Origin of the sequence: Arthrobacter crystallopoietes BAB-32, from assembly GCF_000328305.2 — a bacterium.
GTDB lineage: Bacteria > Actinomycetota > Actinomycetes > Actinomycetales > Micrococcaceae > Crystallibacter > Crystallibacter crystallopoietes_A.
Genome location: NZ_ANPE02000206.1, coordinates 1 through 16,705 on the forward strand (window position 1 = coordinate 1; position 16,705 = coordinate 16,705).

The 16,705-nt window shown below is 67.9% G+C and carries 18 protein-coding genes and 1 pseudogene; 11 read left to right on the forward strand and 8 right to left on the reverse strand.

The features are described 5' to 3' along the window. Both D477_RS16395 and D477_RS16400 read left to right on the forward strand, forming a co-directional pair. Positions 1–268, forward strand: a 268-nt coding sequence (locus D477_RS16395) for a response regulator transcription factor (protein ID WP_005272086.1), incomplete at its 5' end; no start/stop codon positions are given. A gap of 216 nt (positions 269–484) precedes the next feature. Next, complete coding sequence (locus D477_RS16400) at positions 485–772, forward strand: SHOCT domain-containing protein (protein ID WP_005272088.1); 288 nt, start codon at positions 485–487, stop codon at positions 770–772. Between the two features lie 94 nt (positions 773–866). Here D477_RS16400 and D477_RS16405 read toward each other — a convergent pair whose 3' ends face one another. Beyond that, entirely contained in the window at positions 867–2,258 is a 1,392-nt protein-coding gene (locus D477_RS16405) for an MFS transporter (protein ID WP_005272089.1), read from the reverse strand. A gap of 166 nt (positions 2,259–2,424) precedes the next feature. On the opposite strand from D477_RS16405, the gene D477_RS16410 reads away from it, so the two are divergent. Beyond that, positions 2,425–3,333, forward strand: coding sequence for a LysR family transcriptional regulator (locus D477_RS16410; protein ID WP_005272092.1), 909 nt, complete (start codon positions 2,425–2,427; stop codon positions 3,331–3,333). Between the two features lie 9 nt (positions 3,334–3,342). Here D477_RS16410 and D477_RS16415 read toward each other — a convergent pair whose 3' ends face one another. The 4 genes and pseudogenes from D477_RS16415 to D477_RS16425 form a co-directional block, all read right to left on the reverse strand. Continuing rightward, positions 3,343–4,185, reverse strand: coding sequence for an NAD(P)/FAD-dependent oxidoreductase (locus tag D477_RS16415; RefSeq protein WP_237740810.1), 843 nt, complete (start codon positions 4,183–4,185; stop codon positions 3,343–3,345). 104 nt (positions 4,186–4,289) lie between these two features. Continuing rightward, positions 4,290–4,598, reverse strand: a pseudogene (locus D477_RS23380) (FAD-dependent oxidoreductase); the annotation flags it as partial. A 20-nt stretch (positions 4,599–4,618) separates the two neighbouring features. Then, positions 4,619–4,942 (reverse strand): 2Fe-2S iron-sulfur cluster-binding protein, encoded by a 324-nt coding sequence (locus tag D477_RS16420; protein ID WP_005272101.1) that lies wholly within the window; start codon positions 4,940–4,942, stop codon positions 4,619–4,621. 13 nt (positions 4,943–4,955) lie between these two features. Then, positions 4,956–6,158, reverse strand: a complete 1,203-nt coding sequence (locus D477_RS16425) for a cytochrome P450 (RefSeq protein ID WP_005272103.1) — start codon at positions 6,156–6,158, stop codon at positions 4,956–4,958. A 201-nt stretch (positions 6,159–6,359) separates the two neighbouring features. On the opposite strand from D477_RS16425, the gene D477_RS16430 reads away from it, so the two are divergent. Then, entirely contained in the window at positions 6,360–7,289 is a 930-nt protein-coding gene (locus tag D477_RS16430; protein WP_052510825.1) for a LysR family transcriptional regulator, read from the forward strand. Between the two features lie 49 nt (positions 7,290–7,338). Here D477_RS16430 and D477_RS16435 read toward each other — a convergent pair whose 3' ends face one another. Continuing rightward, complete coding sequence (locus D477_RS16435; protein WP_005272107.1) at positions 7,339–8,517, reverse strand: XdhC family protein; 1,179 nt, start codon at positions 8,515–8,517, stop codon at positions 7,339–7,341. Between the two features lie 109 nt (positions 8,518–8,626). Between D477_RS16435 and D477_RS16440 the strand changes: the two genes are divergently transcribed. Genes D477_RS16440 through D477_RS16450 form a run of 3 tightly spaced genes read left to right on the forward strand, consistent with a single transcriptional unit; the run spans position 8,627 to position 11,362 of the window. Next, positions 8,627–9,580 carry an ABC transporter ATP-binding protein gene (locus D477_RS16440; RefSeq protein ID WP_005272113.1) on the forward strand — a complete coding sequence of 318 codons (954 nt, stop codon included), beginning with the start codon at positions 8,627–8,629 and terminating at the stop codon, positions 9,578–9,580. Next, a complete protein-coding gene (locus D477_RS16445; protein ID WP_005272114.1) occupies positions 9,573–10,481 on the forward strand; it encodes an ABC transporter permease in 909 nt (302 codons plus the stop codon). The genes D477_RS16440 and D477_RS16445 overlap by 8 nt, the downstream gene beginning before the upstream one ends. Next, a complete protein-coding gene (locus D477_RS16450; protein ID WP_005272116.1) occupies positions 10,478–11,362 on the forward strand; it encodes an ABC transporter permease in 885 nt (294 codons plus the stop codon). Before D477_RS16445 ends, D477_RS16450 begins: the two co-directional genes overlap by 4 nt. Positions 11,363–11,565: 203 nt before the next feature. Here the strand turns inward: D477_RS16450 and D477_RS21350 are convergent, their stop codons facing one another. Continuing rightward, positions 11,566–12,171, reverse strand: a complete 606-nt coding sequence (locus tag D477_RS21350) for a hypothetical protein (protein ID WP_237740811.1) — start codon at positions 12,169–12,171, stop codon at positions 11,566–11,568. Positions 12,172–12,737: 566 nt separating this feature from the next. Here D477_RS21350 and D477_RS16460 point away from each other — a divergent pair. Genes D477_RS16460 through D477_RS16475 form a run of 4 tightly spaced genes read left to right on the forward strand, consistent with a single transcriptional unit; the run spans position 12,738 to position 15,839 of the window. After that, positions 12,738–13,265 (forward strand): hypothetical protein, encoded by a 528-nt coding sequence (locus D477_RS16460; protein WP_005272118.1) that lies wholly within the window; start codon positions 12,738–12,740, stop codon positions 13,263–13,265. Positions 13,266–13,308: 43 nt separating this feature from the next. Continuing rightward, positions 13,309–14,169 carry an exodeoxyribonuclease III gene (locus D477_RS16465; RefSeq protein ID WP_052510826.1) on the forward strand — a complete coding sequence of 287 codons (861 nt, stop codon included), beginning with the start codon at positions 13,309–13,311 and terminating at the stop codon, positions 14,167–14,169. Positions 14,170–14,181: 12 nt separating this feature from the next. Further along, positions 14,182–15,249, forward strand: coding sequence for a tryptophan--tRNA ligase (gene trpS, locus D477_RS16470; protein ID WP_005272120.1), 1,068 nt, complete (start codon positions 14,182–14,184; stop codon positions 15,247–15,249). A 2-nt stretch (positions 15,250–15,251) separates the two neighbouring features. Then, positions 15,252–15,839: a 2'-5' RNA ligase family protein gene (locus tag D477_RS16475; RefSeq protein WP_005272122.1), complete on the forward strand. Its 588-nt coding sequence runs from the start codon at positions 15,252–15,254 to the stop codon at positions 15,837–15,839. A gap of 17 nt (positions 15,840–15,856) precedes the next feature. On the opposite strand, the gene D477_RS16480 is transcribed toward D477_RS16475, so the two are convergent. Next, positions 15,857–16,636 carry an alpha/beta hydrolase family protein gene (locus D477_RS16480; RefSeq protein WP_005272126.1) on the reverse strand — a complete coding sequence of 260 codons (780 nt, stop codon included), beginning with the start codon at positions 16,634–16,636 and terminating at the stop codon, positions 15,857–15,859. Between the last annotated feature and the right edge of the window lie 69 nt (positions 16,637–16,705).

Below are 16,705 nucleotides of genomic sequence, written 5' to 3' on the forward strand. Positions count from 1 at the left end.
CCGCGTCGCCGCGCAGGCCAGGCCTGCGCCGCCGCTGCCGGCGCTGGAGCAGATCACCGACCGCGAACGGGAGGTCCTGGCCCTGGTCGGCGCAGGCCTGAACAACGCCCAGATTGCCGCGGAACTGTTCATCACGCCGTTGACCGCCAAGACCCACGTCTCGCGCATCATGACCAAGCTGATGGTCCGGGACCGCGCGCAGCTGGTAGTGCTGGCATACGAGTCCGGGCTGGTGCGTCCGGGCTGGGCCGGCCCCGCCTCGGGGTAGGCCCAGCCTCGCCTGATCGTGGAGTACCAGGCGCATCGCTCTGCTCGGAGTAAGCCGCAGCGCGCACGTGCCGCCGCCGGGGCAGGCTCAGGGCCTCCCGGGGAAGTACGCGCCCCGGGCCAAGTGTCTCCCGCGGGCCGACGATTTCCCGCTCCCTGGCGCGAAGACTGGAAGTGCGATCGAAAGCCGGTCGCTTACCGACAGTTTGGAGTAGTCATGCTGACCGCAGCAACCGCCGCCAGCGGCGCGGGCGCCCTGCTGGCGCACGGGCCGTGGGGCACCGGATCCGGACCCGGGTGGTGGGTCCTGCTGATCCCGCTTTTCTGGATCCTGGTGATCGGGTTCGCCGTTTTCGCCGTCCGGCGGACGTGGTTCCGCGGCCGCCGGCAGGAGAACCTGCTCGGGGCCGAGGGCGTCCTGCGCGAACGCTATGCGCGCGGCGAAGTGGACGAGACGGAGTTCCGGCAGCGGCTGGAAGTCCTGCGCTCACCGCCGTCGAAATAGCCGCCGTCGAAATAGCCGCCGTCGAAACAGCACCCCAAAACGCAGCTGGCTCCCGTCCGGAAGGGACGGGAGCCAGCTGCCTGCTGTCGGGCGGTTACGCGTCGGTCTTGACCGGTTCGAACGCCGGGGCGCGGCGGGAGTCGAAGATGGTGGCCCCGACTTCCTGCTCGGCCTGGTTGTTGATGCTCAGGTCGATGCCGGGACGGTCGCGCAGTATCAGCACCGCAGCGATGGAGGCAACGGTCATGATGAACAGGTACACCGAGACCGCCGTGGTGGAGCCGGTGGCCTGCACCAGCGCCGTCGCGATGGTCGGGGCGAACGCGCCGCCCAGGATGGCACCGATGGCGTAGGAGATGGACACCCCGGAGAACCGCACCGACGCCGGGAAGATCTCGCTGTACCATGCTGCCTGCGGACCGTAGCTCAGGCCGAGGCCGATGGTGAACATTCCCAGCGCGAGGTACAGCATGCCCAGTGACCCGGTGTTGATCAGCCAGAAGAGCGGGAAGACGGTCAGCAGCTGGGCGGAGAAGCCGATCAGGTAGGTCTTCTTGCGGCCAATCTTGTCCGACATGATGCCGGCCAGCAAGGTGAAAATGAACCACATCGCGGCGGCGAAAGTGATGGCCAGCAGCACGTCGGTGCGCTCCAGGCCCACGGCGTCGCTGGTGGCGTAGTTGGGGATGAAGCCGCCGGTGGCCATGTAGCCCGCGGCGTTATTGCCGGCGAAGATCAGCGCGGCCAGGATGACCAGCAGCCAGTGTTTCTTGAAGAGCTCGACGACGGGGACCTTCGCCTGCTGCTTCTTCTCGGCGATCTCCTGGAAGACCGGGCTCTCGTCCACGGCGCGGCGGACGATGTAGCCGACGATGATCAGCACGAAGCTGAGCAGGAAGGGAACGCGCCAGCCCCACTCGAGGAACGCGTCCCCGGGGGAGATGACGCCGGTCATCAGTGCGGTGATGCCCGAGGCCAGCAGCATGCCCAGCGGCACGCCCAGCTGCGGGAAGGAACCGGCGCGCCCACGGCGGTTGCGCGGTGCGTGCTCGACGGCCATCAGCACGGCGCCGCCCCATTCACCGCCGGCGGAGATGCCCTGGACGATGCGCAGCAGCAGGAGCAGGACCGGTGCCAGCACGCCTGCGGTTTCGAAGGTGGGCAGCACGCCGATCAGGGTGGTGGCGCCGCCCATGAGCAGCAGGGTCAGTACCAGCATGGCGCGGCGGCCGATCTTGTCCCCGTAGTGGCCGGCCAGGAACGCGCCCAGCGGACGGAAGAGGAAGCTGATGCCCACGGACGCGAAGGACAGCAGCAGGCCGATCTGGGAACCGGCTGGTTCGAAGAACAGCTGGGCGAAGACCAGGCCGGCGGCCGTGGCGTAGATGAAGAAGTCGTACCACTCGACCGTCGTGCCGACGATGGTGGCAAACGCCACGCGCCGCTGGTTGGCGGCGGCGGAGCGCGCGGGAACGGTTGTGCTCATGAAGATTCCTTGCTTGGCAGCCACGTAGCAATGGCCATAAGTGTTCGGTAGGAAGTCGGTCGGAGGGGTGACCTTCCTAACTAAACGGTCGTGAAGTAAGTCTCACATGTGATGTTCCTCCAGTAAACTTCAATAAACTGCGTTACTTCTTTGATGGGACCGAATAATGCCTGAGTTCACGCTCCGCCAGCTGCAGCTCTTTGCCGCGCTTCCGGACCACACGACGCTGAGCTCGGCGGCGGCCAGCCTGCGCATTTCCGAATCCGCGCTGTCGCAGGCAATTACCGCCCTGGAGAAACTGGTGGGCGAGCAGCTCTGTGTGCGGCGGAAGGCCCGCGGGCTGCAGCTGACGCCGGCCGGCGTGTACTTTGCCCAGCGGGCCCGGAGGCTGCTGCAGGACGCCGACGCACTGGTCCACGACCTGGCCGGCAGCTCGGGAGAGCTGAAGGGCCCCGTGCGGCTGGGCTGCTTCGGCAGCTTCGCCAGCAACGTCCTGCCGGCGATCCTCGAGGGCCTGCCGAGGCTGCATCCGGGCATCAATATCGATGTCACGATCGGCACGCACGACGACCTGCTGCCGGCCCTGGACACCGGCCTGCTCGACTTCGCGATCGTCTACGACATGCTCCTGCCCGCGGGCTACAGCCAGCGCACCATCTATGCCACCGAGCTGGAGGCCGTGCTGCCGCCGGACCACCCGCTGGCGGCCCAGGACAGCGTCGATCTGGCGCAGCTCGCCGACGAGCCGCTGATCATGTACGACACGAGCCCGAGCACGGCGAACACCTACCAGGCCTTCGCCGAACGCGGACTGCGGCCCAAGGTCGTTGCGAACATGCCGCAGCTGGTGCTGGTGCAGGCCATGGTCGGCCGGGGACTGGGCTACGGGCTGCTGATGACGAGGCCGAACTCGCCGGCCCAGACGCTGGAAGGCCGGCAGGTAGCGGTGCGCCCGCTGGACCCGCCGGCGTCGCAAACCTCGGTCGTGGCGATCTGGCCGGAGGAGATGCGGCTCAGTCCGCGGGCCGAGGCCGTGCTCGGTTTCGCAGTACAGGCGCTGCACTGCGAAACCTGAGAGGGCACGTCAGGCCGCGGCGGGCGCGGCCTTGGAGTAGGCCTTGAAGTCGAACTCCAGGTCGGCGGCCTGTTCCGGGGTGAGGCTGCGTTCCCGGGCGAGCAGGCGGCGGGCGGCCATGTGGTCGGCCGGCTGGTTGACGGATTCGACCGCGGCAAGTTTGCCGTTGCGGAAGCAGAAGACGGAGAACTTGCCGGTGGCGGGGTCGCCGCGCAGCACGGTTTCGTCGCCGGGCTGCACGATGCCGGCGATTTGCAGGCGCAGGTCGCCCTGGTTGGACCAGAACCAGGGCAGTTCGCGGTAGTGCTCGGCGTCGCCGTGCCGGCCGAGGATGGACTTGGCGGTGTGCCGGGCCTGGTCGGTGGCGTTCTGCACGGACTCCAGCCGGGTCCGCGCCTCGGCATGGTGGCTGGGGTAGTTGGCGCAGTCGCCGAGGGCGAAGATGTCCGGATCGTCGGTGCGCATGGCGCTGTCCACGGTGATGCCGTTGGCCACGGCGAGTCCGGCCGCCTCGGCCAGTTCGGTGCGCGGGATGACGCCGATGCCCACGAGTACCAGGTCCGCAGGATAGGTCTGGCCGGTGGTGGACACGGCAGCGGTGACGCGGCCGTCGTCGTCGGTGGTGAAGGAGTCGATGCCCTCGCCGAGCCGCAGGTCCACGCCGAGCTGCCGGTGCGCCTCGGCGAAGAAGCCGCTCATCACCGGGGAGAGCGCACGGGCCATCGGCCGGTCCGCGTACTCGAGCACGGTGACCTCGAGGCCGCGCTTGCGGGCGGCGGCGGCGAACTCCAGCCCGATGAAGCCCGCCCCAATGACGACGACGGTGCGCACCTCGTCGAGGCGGGCCTGCACGGCTTCGGCATCGGCGAGGGTCCGCAGGCCGTGGATGCCTGGGCATCGCTGCCGGGCACGGTCAGTTCCCGGTTGGCCGCACCGGTGGCCAGCACCAGCTTCGAGTAGCCGAGGTCGGTGCCGTCCGAGAGGGAGACGGTATGACCGGACCGGTCGATGGAGGTGACCTGGACGCCCAGGCGGGAGTCGACGTCGTTCTCGGTGAAAAACTTCTCCGCCCTCAAGGGCAGCGGGGACGGGGACGTGCCCGCGGCCATGTAGTCCTTCGACAGCGGCGGCCGCTGGTACGGGAAGTGCTGCTCCTCGCCGACCACGGTGATCGGGCCGGCGTAGCCTTCCTTGCGGAGGGAGTCGATGAGCTGGATGCCGGCCTGGCCGTTGCCGACGATGACGATGCGTTCCTCGGGAGTCATGCGTACTGCCTTTCGGGTGGTCAGATCTGGCTGGCGGGGAGGTCGACCTCGATGGTATCGAAGTCGTCCCCCGCCTTGATCTGGCAGCCGAGGCGGGAGCGCTCGTTGCGGTCTTCGGTGGTGCAGTCGAGCATTTCCTCCTCGTCGTCGCTGATGGCGGGCAGGCCGTCGAGGTATTCGGGGCGGACGTAGACGTGGCAGGTGGCGCACATCGCCTGGCCGCCGCATTCGCCGACGATGCCGTCGACGCCGTTGGTCACGGCCGCGCGCATGAGCGAAGTGCCCGGGTCCACGTCGAGGACGTCCACGTTGCCGTCGGAGTGGTGGAAGCTGATTTTTGCCATGGTGGTTCTGTCCTTACTTCTTGTTGTCCCACAGGACCGGGAGGGAGGTCATGCCGCGGAAGACCCAGCCGGCGTCGACCGCGGGCCGGCCCGGATCCAGGCGCAGGTTGGGCAGTTCGGCAAAGAGCTGCGGCAGCGCGATGCCGGAGACCGACGCCTTGGCCACCCAGGCCCCGGCGCAGTAATGGTTCCCGCCGCCGAAGGCCAGGTGCGGCTTCTTCGCGCGGAAGATGTTGAAGGTTTCCGGATCCTCGAAGACCTTCGGGTCCCGGTTGGCGGCGCCGACCACGACGCCGAGGCGGGCGCCCTTGGGCAGCTGCACGCCCTCGAGCACGGTGTCGCGGGTGGTCTCGCGCGGGTACATGCCGATCGGCGCGACCCAGCGGACGGATTCTTCGAACACGGCCGGGAAGAGCGAGGTGTCGGCGAGGACCTTCGCCAGCTGCTCGGGGTTGGACAGCAGCGCCCAGACGGCCACGCCCAGCACGTCGCGCGGCTCGTTCAGGCCGCCGCCGATAGTCATCTTCATGTTGGCCCGGATGGCTTCGAGCGGGATCGGCATGCTGGTCATGCCGGAGAGCAGGCTGGAGTCCGGGTTCTTCCGCAGGTAGGGCAGGATTTCGTCGATCGCGTCGTCGACCTCGTTGTAGGACTTCTCGGAGGCGGCCCAGACCTCGGGATCGTCGGCGTAGTTGCCGGTGCCGTTGATCATGGTCTGCGACCAGCGCTGCATGTCCTCCTGCGTGGCGTTGTGGAAGCCCATGATCAGGCGGAGGTTTTCGGCGGCGTAGGGGGCGGCGTACTCCCAGATCAGGTCAGCGCCCGGGCCGGCGGCCTTCAGCTGCCCGAGGTACTTGTCGCTGTTCTGCTGGAAGATGGCGTTCCAGTGTTCCTTGATGGCCTTGGGCCGCAGCACCGAGCCGTAGGACTTGCGGTCCACATCGTGCTCCGGGTCGTCCTTGCGCAGCATCGAGTGGCCCATCGCCCGCTTCATCAGCGAGTTCGTCTCGTTCGCCGAGAAGATCTCCTGGTCGTTCTCCACGACGTGGCAGGCCTCGTAGCTGGTGACCATGTACCGGTTCACGGCCGGAACCCAGTGCACCGGGGCCTCTTCGCGCATCTTCCGGTAGATCGGGAACGGGTTGCGGTAGAGGTCCTCGATGGTGACCCAGTCCGCGGTGGGGACCGGGCGGGCTTCGATGGCTTCGGCGGTCATCTGCGGCTCCTTCTGCTCTGTTCTTGTGGCTCGCGGCGGCGGACCAATTACGACGCCGGCGCTGTGCTTTGTCTCTCACAAGAGTGTGACAGGGGGCATATCCACAGGTAAAGTTCAAAAAAGCGGGATATCTCCACTGAAAACCAGAGGAATCTGCTCCGGGCGGACAAAAGGAAGCGCGGGTAACCAAGGGAGGAAACGGTGGCGCGGTATACGTTGCGGCAGCTGGCCTATTTCACGGCGGTTGCGGAGGCGGGCTCCATTTCGGCGGCTGCCGCCCGGCTGCACGTGTCGCAGACCGCTGTCGCGGCGGCGGTGACCGAGCTGGAGAAGATCTTCCGGACGCAGCTGACGGTCCGGCGCAAGGCCCACGGCGTCTCGCTGACTCCGGCCGGCAGCTACCTCCAGGCGCGGGCGGCCGAGCTGCTGCGCGCCGCGGAGGAGCTGGAGCTCAGAGCCGGCAGCGGCGGCCGAGAGCTGGCCGGTCCGCTGGTGATCGGCTGCTACCAGACGGTGGCGCCGACCATCCTGCCGGTGCTGCTCGAGGGGTTCACGGTCAACCATCCGAAGGTCAGCCTGGACTTCGTCGAAGGTGCCCAGGACGTGATCCAGGGGCGGCTGCTGGCCGGCGATATGGACTTGGCAATCGTCTATGACATGGACCTGCAGCCGGGGCTTGGCTCGGTGCTGCTCTACGAGGTGCCGGCCTATGTGCTGCTGCCGGCCTCGCATCGGCTGGCGGAGCAGGCGGAGGTTTCGCTGGTCGAGCTGGCCGGGGACCCGATGATCCTGCTGGATGCGCCACCGAGCAGCCACCATACGCTGACGCTCTTCGAGCAGGCCGGTGTCCATCCGGTCATCCGCTACCGCACCCGCGACTTCGAACTGACCCGTTCGCTGGTGGGTAGGGGCGTGGGCTACTCCGTCCTGGTGCAGCGGCCCGCGGTGGACCGCTCCTACGAAGGCCGGGCGGTGGTGGCCAAAGCAATCACTCCGGCGGTCAAGCCCGTGGCGGTGAAGATGATCTGGCCCGAGGCCATCCGGCTCACCGACCGGGCCGAGGCCATGGTGGCCTACGCGGCCAGCGCCGCACCGAACACACAGCAGCCCCCGCCGGAGCCGGAACACTGAAGCCCAAGGCACCTGCCGCCGTCGTTAGTCCGGTACCGGAACGTGGAAGCTAAAACCCGCCGCCCGCCGTCGTTAGTCCGGTGCCGGAGCCGGACGAGGGCTCGTGGATGTCGTCGTGGTGGATCCGCCCGCCCAGGGCACCGAGCGGCCTGCCGCTGCCGCTCCACTGCTCGGCGATGATCTCGGCGGCGATGGACACCGCGGTCTCTTCCGGAGTGCGCGCGCCGAGGTCAAGGCCGATCGGGCTGCGCAGCGGGGCCAGCTCGGTGTCCGTCAGGCCGGCGTCGCGCAGCCGGGCGAACCGGTCTTCGTGCGTCCGCCGCGACCCCATCGCGCCGATATAGGCCACCGGTCCGGCCCGCAGGGCGACCTCCAGCAGCGGCACATCGAACTTCGGGTCGTGGGTGAGGATGCAGACTACAGTCCGGGCATCGAGCAGGCCTTGCTCCAGCTGCCCGGCCAGGTAACGGTGCGGCCAGTCGGCGATGACCTCGTCCGCCTCCGGGAACCGCGCGGGCGTGGCGAAGACCGGGCGGGCATCGCAGACGGTGACGCGGTAGCCCAGGTAGCTGCCCATCCGCGCCAGGGCCGCCGCAAAGTCGATGGCGCCGAACACCAGCATCCGCGGGCGGGGAGCGAAGCTGGAGACGAAGACGCGCAGGCCCTCGCCGCGGCGCTCGCCGTCAGGACCGTAGGTCAGGGTGGCGTTCCGCCCGGCGGCGAGCAGGCCCTGCGCATCGTCGCTGACCGCGTGGCTGGCCCGCTCAGAGCCGAGATTGCCGGTGAAACCATGCGGCCGCACCACCAGGTGGCGGCCCAGCCACGCCTCGTCCGGATGCTCGATCACGGTGGCGACGGCAACCGGCCGCGACGCCTCGACGTCGGCGTGGACGTCCTCGAGTTCGGCGAAGCGCTGCCGGGACACCGGTTCCACGAAGACGTCGATGGTCCCGCCGCAGGTCAGTCCCACCGCGAATGCGTCATCGTCGCTGATGCCGTAGCGCACCAGCGCCGGCCGGCCGCTCTCCACGACCTCGGTGGCCAGTTCGTAGACGGCGCCTTCCACGCAGCCGCCGGAGACCGAGCCGACCGCCTCGCCGCCGGCGGTGACCAGCATGGAGGCGCCGGCCGGCCGTGGCGCGGAGTCGAAGGTGCGCACCACCGTGGCCAGGCCTGCGGTCGCCCCGGTCCGCCAGTCGCGCAGCAGCGCCTCCAGCACATCACGCATGACTTGAGGTTACCGCCCGGTCCGGTAGCCGCCGTCGTTCCCGTTGATTTTGCACCGCTTCGGGATTGATTGACTTTCCTCAATCGCGGCTCTGCCATAGGCTGGTGGAGTGTCCCACGCCACAGTCTCGAAACAGCTGACCAAGACCGTCATTTCGGCGCGCGGCCTGACCAAGAAGTACGGGAATTTCGCCGCGGTCGACGGCATCTCCTTCGACGTCCCGGCGGGGGAGTCCTTCGGCCTGCTCGGGCCCAACGGCGCCGGCAAGTCGACCACAATGCGGATGATCGGCGGCGTCTCGCAGCGCACCTCGGGCGAGCTGTCCATCATGGGGCTGGATCCGGACCGCCACGGCCCCGAGGTCCGGGCGCACCTGGGCGTGGTGCCGCAGCAGGACAACCTCGACGACGAGATCCGGGTCCGCGACAACCTGATCGTCTACGGCCGCTACTTCGGCCTGCCCCACAGCTACCTGCGGCCGAAGGCGGACGAGCTGCTGGAGTTCGCCCAGCTCACCGACAAGGCCAAGGCCCGCGTGGACTCGCTCTCCGGCGGCATGAAGCGCCGGCTGACCATCGCCCGCTCGCTGATCAACGAGCCGAAGATCCTGCTGCTGGACGAGCCCACCACCGGCCTGGACCCGCAGGCGCGGCACATCCTCTGGGACCGGCTCTTCCGACTCAAGGAGCAGGGCGTCACGCTGGTGCTCACCACGCACTACATGGACGAGGCCGAGCAGCTCTGCGACCGGCTGATCGTCGTGGACAAGGGCCGGATCATGGCCGAAGGCTCGCCCGCCTCGCTGATCCACGAGTACTCCACCCGCGAGGTGCTTGAGCTGCGCTTCGGCTCGGAACGCAACGCCACGGTCGCGGCCCAGCTGGAGGGGATCGGGGAGCGGCTGGAGACGTTGCCGGACCGCGTCCTGATCTACGCTAACGACGGCGAAGCGGCCCTTGAGCAGGTCCGTTACCGGGGGCTTCATCCACTCACCTCGCTGGTGCGCCGCTCCAGCCTCGAGGACGTGTTCCTGAGGCTCACCGGCAGGAGCCTCGTTGACTGAGCCGCACCGGCCCACTGCCCGGGAAGCCGATGCCGCGGCACCGCTGCTGGGGCTTCGCGTGCCGCTGACCCCGGAGCAGTCGGCTGCCAAGGCGCGGCGGTTCGGCTCGCTCTACTTCGCCGAGCACTGGCTGCGCACCATGCGCGGCTACGGCTGGACCGTGGTGATGACCGCCGTCGGCACGCCGCTGGTGTACTTGTTCGCGATGGGCGTGGGGCTGGCCTCGCTGATTGATGCGAACACCGCCGCCTCGCTGGGTGGTGACGGGGGCTCGCCCGGCAGTGGCAGCCTGCCCTACCTGGTGTTCGTGGCGCCCGCGCTGCTTGCGACCGCCGGCATCATGGTCGCGGCCGAAGAGAACACCTACTCCGTGATGTCCGGCTTCAAGTGGCGCCGGACCTACTACGGGCCGAACGCATCGCCGCTCTCCAGCAGCCAGTTGGTCGGCGGGCACACCCTCGGCCTGCTCTTCCGGCTGCTGCTGACCACCGGGCTCTACTACCTGTTCCTGCTGCTATTCGGCGCCGTCCCTGAACCTGCCGGCTGGCTCATGATCTTCACCGCGGCCCTGGGCGGCATGGCCTTCGGGCTGCCGCTGATGGCGTACGCCTCCAGCATCGAGGAAGACAAGGGCCAGTTCGCCATGGTGCAGCGCTTCGTGGTCATGCCGCTCTTCCTGTTCTCCGGCACGTTCTTCCCGCTCGCCGCGATGCCGTGGGCCGTGCAGTGGATCGGTTGGGTCTCCCCGCTCTGGCATTCCACCCAGCTCGGCCGGGTGCTCAGCTACGGCCATGCCGAGCCCGCCTGGCTGACCGTGGTGCATGTCCTCTACCTCGCCGTCCTCGCCGCCGCAGGCTGGCTGCTGGCGAAGCGCAGCTACACCAGGAGGCTGGGCAAATGAGCATCCGGAACGACGAGGCCGGGCAAAACGGCGGGAGGCCCGGAGGGGAGCCGGGCCTCCAGAACAGCGCCGCGCTGCAGCTGCGCCCCTCACGCCGCCCCCTCGGTTCCCTTTACTCCGGAAACGTCCGTGCCGTCGTCGCACGCGGACTGAAGGCGACCTGGGGGAGCAACTGGGCGATCATGGCCAGCGGGTTCGTGGAACCGGTGCTGTACCTGGTGGCGATGGGCGTCGGCCTCGGCGCGCTGGTGGGGACGGTGGAAGGCCCGGGCGGCAGCGAGATCAGCTACATCGCCTACATCGCGCCGGCGCTGCTGGCCGTTTCCGCGATGAACGGGGCGGTGTACGACTCGACCTGGAACGTGTTCTTCAAGCTCAACTTCGCGAAGCTGTACCAGGGGATGCTGAACACGTCGCTGGGGCCGCTGGACGTGGCGCTGGGCGAGATCACGCTGGCCCTGCTGCGCGGCGCGGCCTATGCCACCGGCTTCACCGCGGTGATGGGCCTGATGGGCCTGGTCACTACGCCGTGGGCGCTGCTGCTGATTCCGGCCTCCGTGCTGATCGCCTTCGGCTTCGCCTCCTTCGGAATGGGCATCACCAGCTTCATGAAGACCTTCCAGCAGATGGACTGGATCAACTTCATCATGCTGCCGATGTTCCTGTTCTCCGCCACGTTCTACCCGCTCAGCGTCTACCCGGAGCCGATCCAGTGGCTGGTCCAGGCCATGCCGCTCTGGCACGGCGTGGAGCTGCTGCGCCAGATCAGCGCCGGGGTCTTCACCGCCGCCACCGGCATCCACGTGCTGTACTACGTCGTCATGATCGTGCTGGGGCTGGTGCTGACCACCGGCCGGCTGCGGACGCTGTTCCTGAAGTAGCAACGGAAGCGGCCCGAGCAGAGCCTGAAGCGGATGGGCCATCCCGTGCGCAGATCAGCACGGTGTGGAGGCGGGCCGGGAACCTCGTGCGCAGATCAGCACGGTGTTGAGGCGCGGCACCGTCGTGATCTGCGCACAGGATTGAGAACCCGGAGACAGGCGGCGCAGCCTTCGGACCGCTCCCGTCGGTGGGCCCACCACGGTCAGGCTGCCCTCGGCTCCGGCGTCCAGCCGCCGAGCGTCAGCATCCGGCTGACCTTGCCGACCACGTGGCCTTCGCCGCGCTTAATGTCCGTCTTGTTGATCTTGGCTTGATGCCACTGCAGGGACAGGGTCATGAAATCCCGGTCATGGTCGGAGGACTGCTGCTCCGGAGTCAGATGGTGCTCGCCCTCGTACTCCACGCATGTCCGAAACTCCGGACAGCCCAAGTCCGCCCATACTTTCGGGTACCCGGAGTCGTCGCAGAGGGGGTAGTTCGGCCGGAACTCGGGGAGGCCCGCACGCTGCAGCATCAACCGTAGGCGGGTCTCCGGCGGCGAATCGACGCCCACCCGGACCAGGGCTAAGGCTTTCCGCAACCTTGCCAGGCCCGGCAGGGACGACTTCGACTCGACGTAGCGCCGCAACTCAGCCAGCGGAACCTTGGCTTTGCGTGGCGGGCCGAAGTTCCTGCGGTGCTCCGACACCAAGAAGTCTCCTATGACCACGAGATCTTCCACAGCAAAAATGCTGGCGAGGTCGAGCCAGGTCCGAGCCAGCGACGTCACCGCGACGCCGTCCAGCATGACGACGTCTCCTTCGTCCAACCTCAGGCGCCTTCCCCTGACATGCTTCCGGCGTGGAGCTGCGGTGCCTCGAGGCCGGGCCACGTCCAGGACCTGAGGAACTTCGAAGTCGACGGGCAGCGGGAATCCATGGATCTGCGCGGCTGTCAGATGGCTGATAACGGAGCCGGAGGTGACATTTGTGTAGGGCCGGCAGCGCTCGAGTAAAGCCAGATCCGCGCCCACTGGCACTCGGATTGCACGGCTCGGTGTACGCAGATCACTAGCGGATGTCCGGCGCCGCGGTACATTCAGGGCATCGGACTCCGGGAGAAGGAAGGGCCTTGAGCCGAGCGGCTCGGGCAGGGGGAGTCGGCGGGTCATGACACCATTAGGCCTGCTGCAGGACTCCGCCTGCAGAGGTTATCCACAGCCAGGCATCAGCTGCGGGTATCCGCTGGTGGGAAGATGCGGTACGGCCCGGTCTGCCGGGCGCTCCGAACGCAAGCGCGGAAGCGCTTCCCCGTGCACCGGCCGCGGCCCGGCGCCGCGTTCGCCTGCGGTGGAAGCCGTCCGCGCACGAGGCGCCGATTTGAGAGAATGGGCGCATGCAATCCTTGGGCAATCCCTCGCCGAACACGTCCGCCAGCCGCGCCGTCCCCTTCAAAGCCGGAAACATCGGCATCGCCGTGATGGTGCTGGTCTTCCTCTTCGCCGTGGTGTTCGCCGCGAACCAGAATGACGTGATCGGCTGGATCGTGGCCATCATCGCCCTCGGCTGGCTGCTGCTGGCGGCCTTCGTGGTGTTCAGCGTGCGCGGAGCCACGCGGCGCGCCAAGGAAAAGTTCGCCACCGCGCAGGCTGGCTTCGCCGCCCAGCAGGCCGCCGGCAACTCCGGGGGCACCACCGTCGTGGAGGACCAGGTCGCCCGGGCCAATGCGGTGCGCGACGAGAAGCTGGACCACAGCTTCAAGATCGTCCAGGTCCAAGCCAAGGTGATCCGCGACTATCTGGGCAAGGACGAGGGCATGGTGGACCGCGCCATCGAGACAATCGAGATCACCGCGCACAACGGGCGGGGCATGATCAAAAAGAACGACGGCGAGGGCCCGGTCAGCGGCACGGTTATCAGCTGAGCTGGGGCTTGGGTAAGGTAGTCGAGTGAGTTTGCAGACAGGCATCGTCGAGGAATTCGGAACTGCGGAAGGCGGCGTCGGCACCGCCGTACGGCACCAGCTGAGGATCGCAACCGTCAACGTGAACGGCATCCGCGCCGCCTACAAACGGGGCATGGATTCCTGGCTCGCGGACCGCGGCGTGGACATCCTCTGCCTGCAGGAAGTGCGCGCTCCCGATGCCATCGTCCGCAAGCTGCTCGGAGACGGCTGGCACATCCTGCACGCCGAAGCGGAAGCGAAAGGCCGGGCCGGCGTCGCCATTGCCTCCCGCACCGCCCCCGTCGCCACACGTGACCACATTGGTGATGAGTACTTCCTGACGTCCGGCCGCTGGGTCGAAGCGGACTTCGAGGTCCCGGACGCCGAGGGCACCAAGACCCTGACCGTGGTCAGCGCCTACGTGCACTCGGGCGAGGTGGACACGCCCAAGCAGGAGGACAAGTACCGGTTCCTCGATGTGATGACCGGGCGGCTGACGGACCTGCGGGCCACTCGGGACTACGCACTGGTTGTCGGCGACCTGAACGTCGGCCATACCGAGCTGGACATCAAGAACTGGAAGGGCAACGTCAAGCGTGCCGGCTTCCTGCCCGAAGAGCGCGCCTACTTCGACCGCTTCTTTGGGGACGGGATCGGCTGGAAGGACGTCCACCGCGGCCTCGCCGGCGAGGTGCCCGGCCCCTACACCTGGTGGTCCTGGCGCGGCCAGGCCTTCGACAATGACTCCGGCTGGCGCATTGACTACCACATGGCCACTCCCGAACTCGCCGCACTGGCTGGCAACGCCGTCGTCGACCGCGCCGCCAGCTACGATGCGCGCTTCTCCGACCACGCCCCCGTGGTCGTGGACTACCAGTTCTAAGGACCGCACCTGATGACCACCACTGAAACCGCCGGCAGCACAGCGGCTGCCGGCACCGCCGCCTCGACCACGCGCCGCCGCCTGCTCTCCGGCATGCAGCCCTCGGCGGACTCGCTCCACCTCGGCAACTACCTTGGCGCGCTGGTCAACTGGGTCAGCATGCAGGACGAGTACGAGGCGATCTACTTCGTCCCGGATATGCACGCCATCACGGTGCAGTACGACCCGGCGGACCTGGCCAACCGCACCCGCATCACGGTGGCGCAGTACATCGCCGGCGGGATCGACGTCGAGAAATCGACGCTGTTCGTCCAGTCGCACGTGCCCGAGCACGCCGAGCTGGCCTGGGTGCTCAACTGCATTACAGGGTTCGGCGAAGCCTCGCGGATGACGCAGTTCAAGGACAAGACCGCCAAACAGGGGTCGGACAACGCCAGCGTCGGCCTGTTCGCCTACCCGGTGCTGATGGCCGCGGACATCCTGCTCTACCGCCCGTACGGCGTTCCCGTCGGCGAAGACCAGCGCCAGCACCTGGAGCTCGCCCGCAACCTGGCCCAGCGGTTCAACCACCGGTTCGGCGAGACCTTCGTGGTGCCGGAAGCCGTGATTCCTGCCGAGGGCGCCAAGATCTACGACCTGCAGAACCCCAACGCCAAGATGTCCAAGTCGGCGGATTCCCCGGCCGGCCTGATCAACATCCTCGACAACCCGAAGACCGCGGCGAAGAAGATCAAGTCCGCGGTGACCGACGATGGCACCGAGATCCATTTCGACCGCGAGGCCAAGCCCGGCATCTCCAACCTGCTGACCATCTACTCGACGCTCAGCGGCAAGAGCATCGACTCGATCGTGGCGGACTACCAGGGCAAGATGTACGGGCACCTGAAGGTGGACCTGGCCGAGCTCGTCGTGGAGCGGCTGGCGCCCATCCAGGCCCGCGCCCAGGAACTGCTGGACGATCCGGCCGAGCTGGACCGGCTGCTGGCCCGGGGCGCCGAAAAGGCCCGCTCCATCGCCTCGGCAACCCTGGCCGATGTCTACGACAAGGTCGGCTTCCTGCCCACGGGAGCCAGGCGCTGACAATGCGGGGCCAGCACCTGCAGTCGCACACCGTCACCACTAACGACGGCGGTCCCCGCCCGGGTGCCCGGACCGGCTGTGTCGGGGTGGTCATCGCCATACCCGAGCCGATGGCTGGGGAGCTGGAAAGCTGGCGGGCGTCCTTCGGCGACCCGATGGCCGCCGTCATTCCGCCGCACATCACGCTGGTCACCACTACGCCGGTGCAGGACTGGGACGAAACGACCGAGCACGTGCGCCGGATCGCGAAGGACCAGGCGCCGTTCACCATTCGGCTGCGCGGCACCGGCAGCTTCCGTCCGGTGTCCCCGGTGGTCTACCTGAATGTCTCCGAGGGTTTCGAGGACTGCGTCGCACTGCACGGCAAGCTGCAGTCCGGGCCGCTGGAACGCCAGCTGGAGTTCGACTTCCACCCGCACATCACCGTGGCGCATGACGTCAGCCAGGCCGGCATGGACGCCGCCGAGGACCGGCTTTCGGACTACGAAGCGTCCTTCACGGCAAGCAGCATGGGGCTCTACGAACACGACGCATCGGGCGTCTGGATCCTGCGCGAAGAGCTGCAGTTCGAGGGCGCAGCCGACCTCTGATGCCGGCTGCCTCGGCCCTAGGCCAGCGGATCCTCGGTGTCGAGGTACTGGTTGGCCCAGGCCGCGATCAGCAGCGCGGCGCGGTCCGTTTGTCCCCTGTCGGTCAACAGGTGGGTGCTGCCTTCCAGCGAGATGAAGGACTTGGGGTGCCTGGCCGCCTGGAAGATCTCCCCGGCGTTGTCGATCCCGACGGTCTGGTCGGTGGGGGAGTGCATGACCAGCAGCGGCCGGTCCAGGTTCCGGATGCAGCCGGTCAGATCGGTCCGCTTCAAGTCTTCGACGAGCTGCTTGCGGATCTGCAGCCGTTTGCCGCCCAACGTGACTTCCCCTACTCCCTGGCGCTCGACGTCGTCCATGGCCTCATCGAACAGATGCACCACGTGGACGGGCTCATAGGGCGCCGAAATGGTGACCACGGCCTTCACTTCATCCAGCGCCCCGACGGCACCCAGGACGGCGGCCCCACCCAGCGAGTGGCCGATCAGCAGGGAGACCGGACGGCCGGCCGACTGCATGAACGCGGCCGCCTGCCGGATGTCCTCGACCTTGGTGGTGAACGTCGTGTCCGACCAGTCGCCGGTTGAGCTGCCCAGCCCGGCGGCGTCGTAGCGCAGCACGCCGATCCCATGCCGGGCCAGGGCTTTGGAGATCCGCGCCGCTGCCGCACTGTTCTTGCCCAACGTGAAGCCGTGGCAGAAGACCGCCCACGCCCGCACCTCGCCGTCCGGAATGTCCACCGTCCCCGCCAGCACGGCCCCGGTGACGGAGGGGAACTTCACGGATTCGAAGGTCGGCATGGACAGTCCTTTCCGGCCGGGACGATGGTACTTAAAGCCTAAGGTGCCGGCTCCGAAGAGCCGCACCTA

Excerpts from the sequence above, each read along its gene's own strand:
- D477_RS16400 (WP_005272088.1), top strand. The coding sequence starts at position 485 with ATGCTGACCGCAGCAACCGCCGCCAGCGGCGCGGGCGCCCTGCTGGCG.
- D477_RS16405 (WP_005272089.1), bottom strand. The coding sequence starts at position 2,258 with ATGAGCACAACCGTTCCCGCGCGCTCCGCCGCCGCCAACCAGCGGCGC.
- D477_RS16410 (WP_005272092.1), top strand. The coding sequence starts at position 2,425 with ATGCCTGAGTTCACGCTCCGCCAGCTGCAGCTCTTTGCCGCGCTTCCG.
- D477_RS16420 (WP_005272101.1), bottom strand. The coding sequence starts at position 4,942 with ATGGCAAAAATCAGCTTCCACCACTCCGACGGCAACGTGGACGTCCTC.
- D477_RS16425 (WP_005272103.1), bottom strand. The coding sequence starts at position 6,158 with ATGACCGCCGAAGCCATCGAAGCCCGCCCGGTCCCCACCGCGGACTGG.
- D477_RS16435 (WP_005272107.1), bottom strand. The coding sequence starts at position 8,517 with ATGCGTGATGTGCTGGAGGCGCTGCTGCGCGACTGGCGGACCGGGGCG.
- D477_RS16450 (WP_005272116.1), top strand. The coding sequence starts at position 10,478 with ATGAGCATCCGGAACGACGAGGCCGGGCAAAACGGCGGGAGGCCCGGA.
- D477_RS16460 (WP_005272118.1), top strand. The coding sequence starts at position 12,738 with ATGCAATCCTTGGGCAATCCCTCGCCGAACACGTCCGCCAGCCGCGCC.
- trpS (WP_005272120.1), top strand. The coding sequence starts at position 14,182 with ATGACCACCACTGAAACCGCCGGCAGCACAGCGGCTGCCGGCACCGCC.
- D477_RS16475 (WP_005272122.1), top strand. The coding sequence starts at position 15,252 with ATGCGGGGCCAGCACCTGCAGTCGCACACCGTCACCACTAACGACGGC.
- D477_RS16480 (WP_005272126.1), bottom strand. The coding sequence starts at position 16,636 with ATGCCGACCTTCGAATCCGTGAAGTTCCCCTCCGTCACCGGGGCCGTG.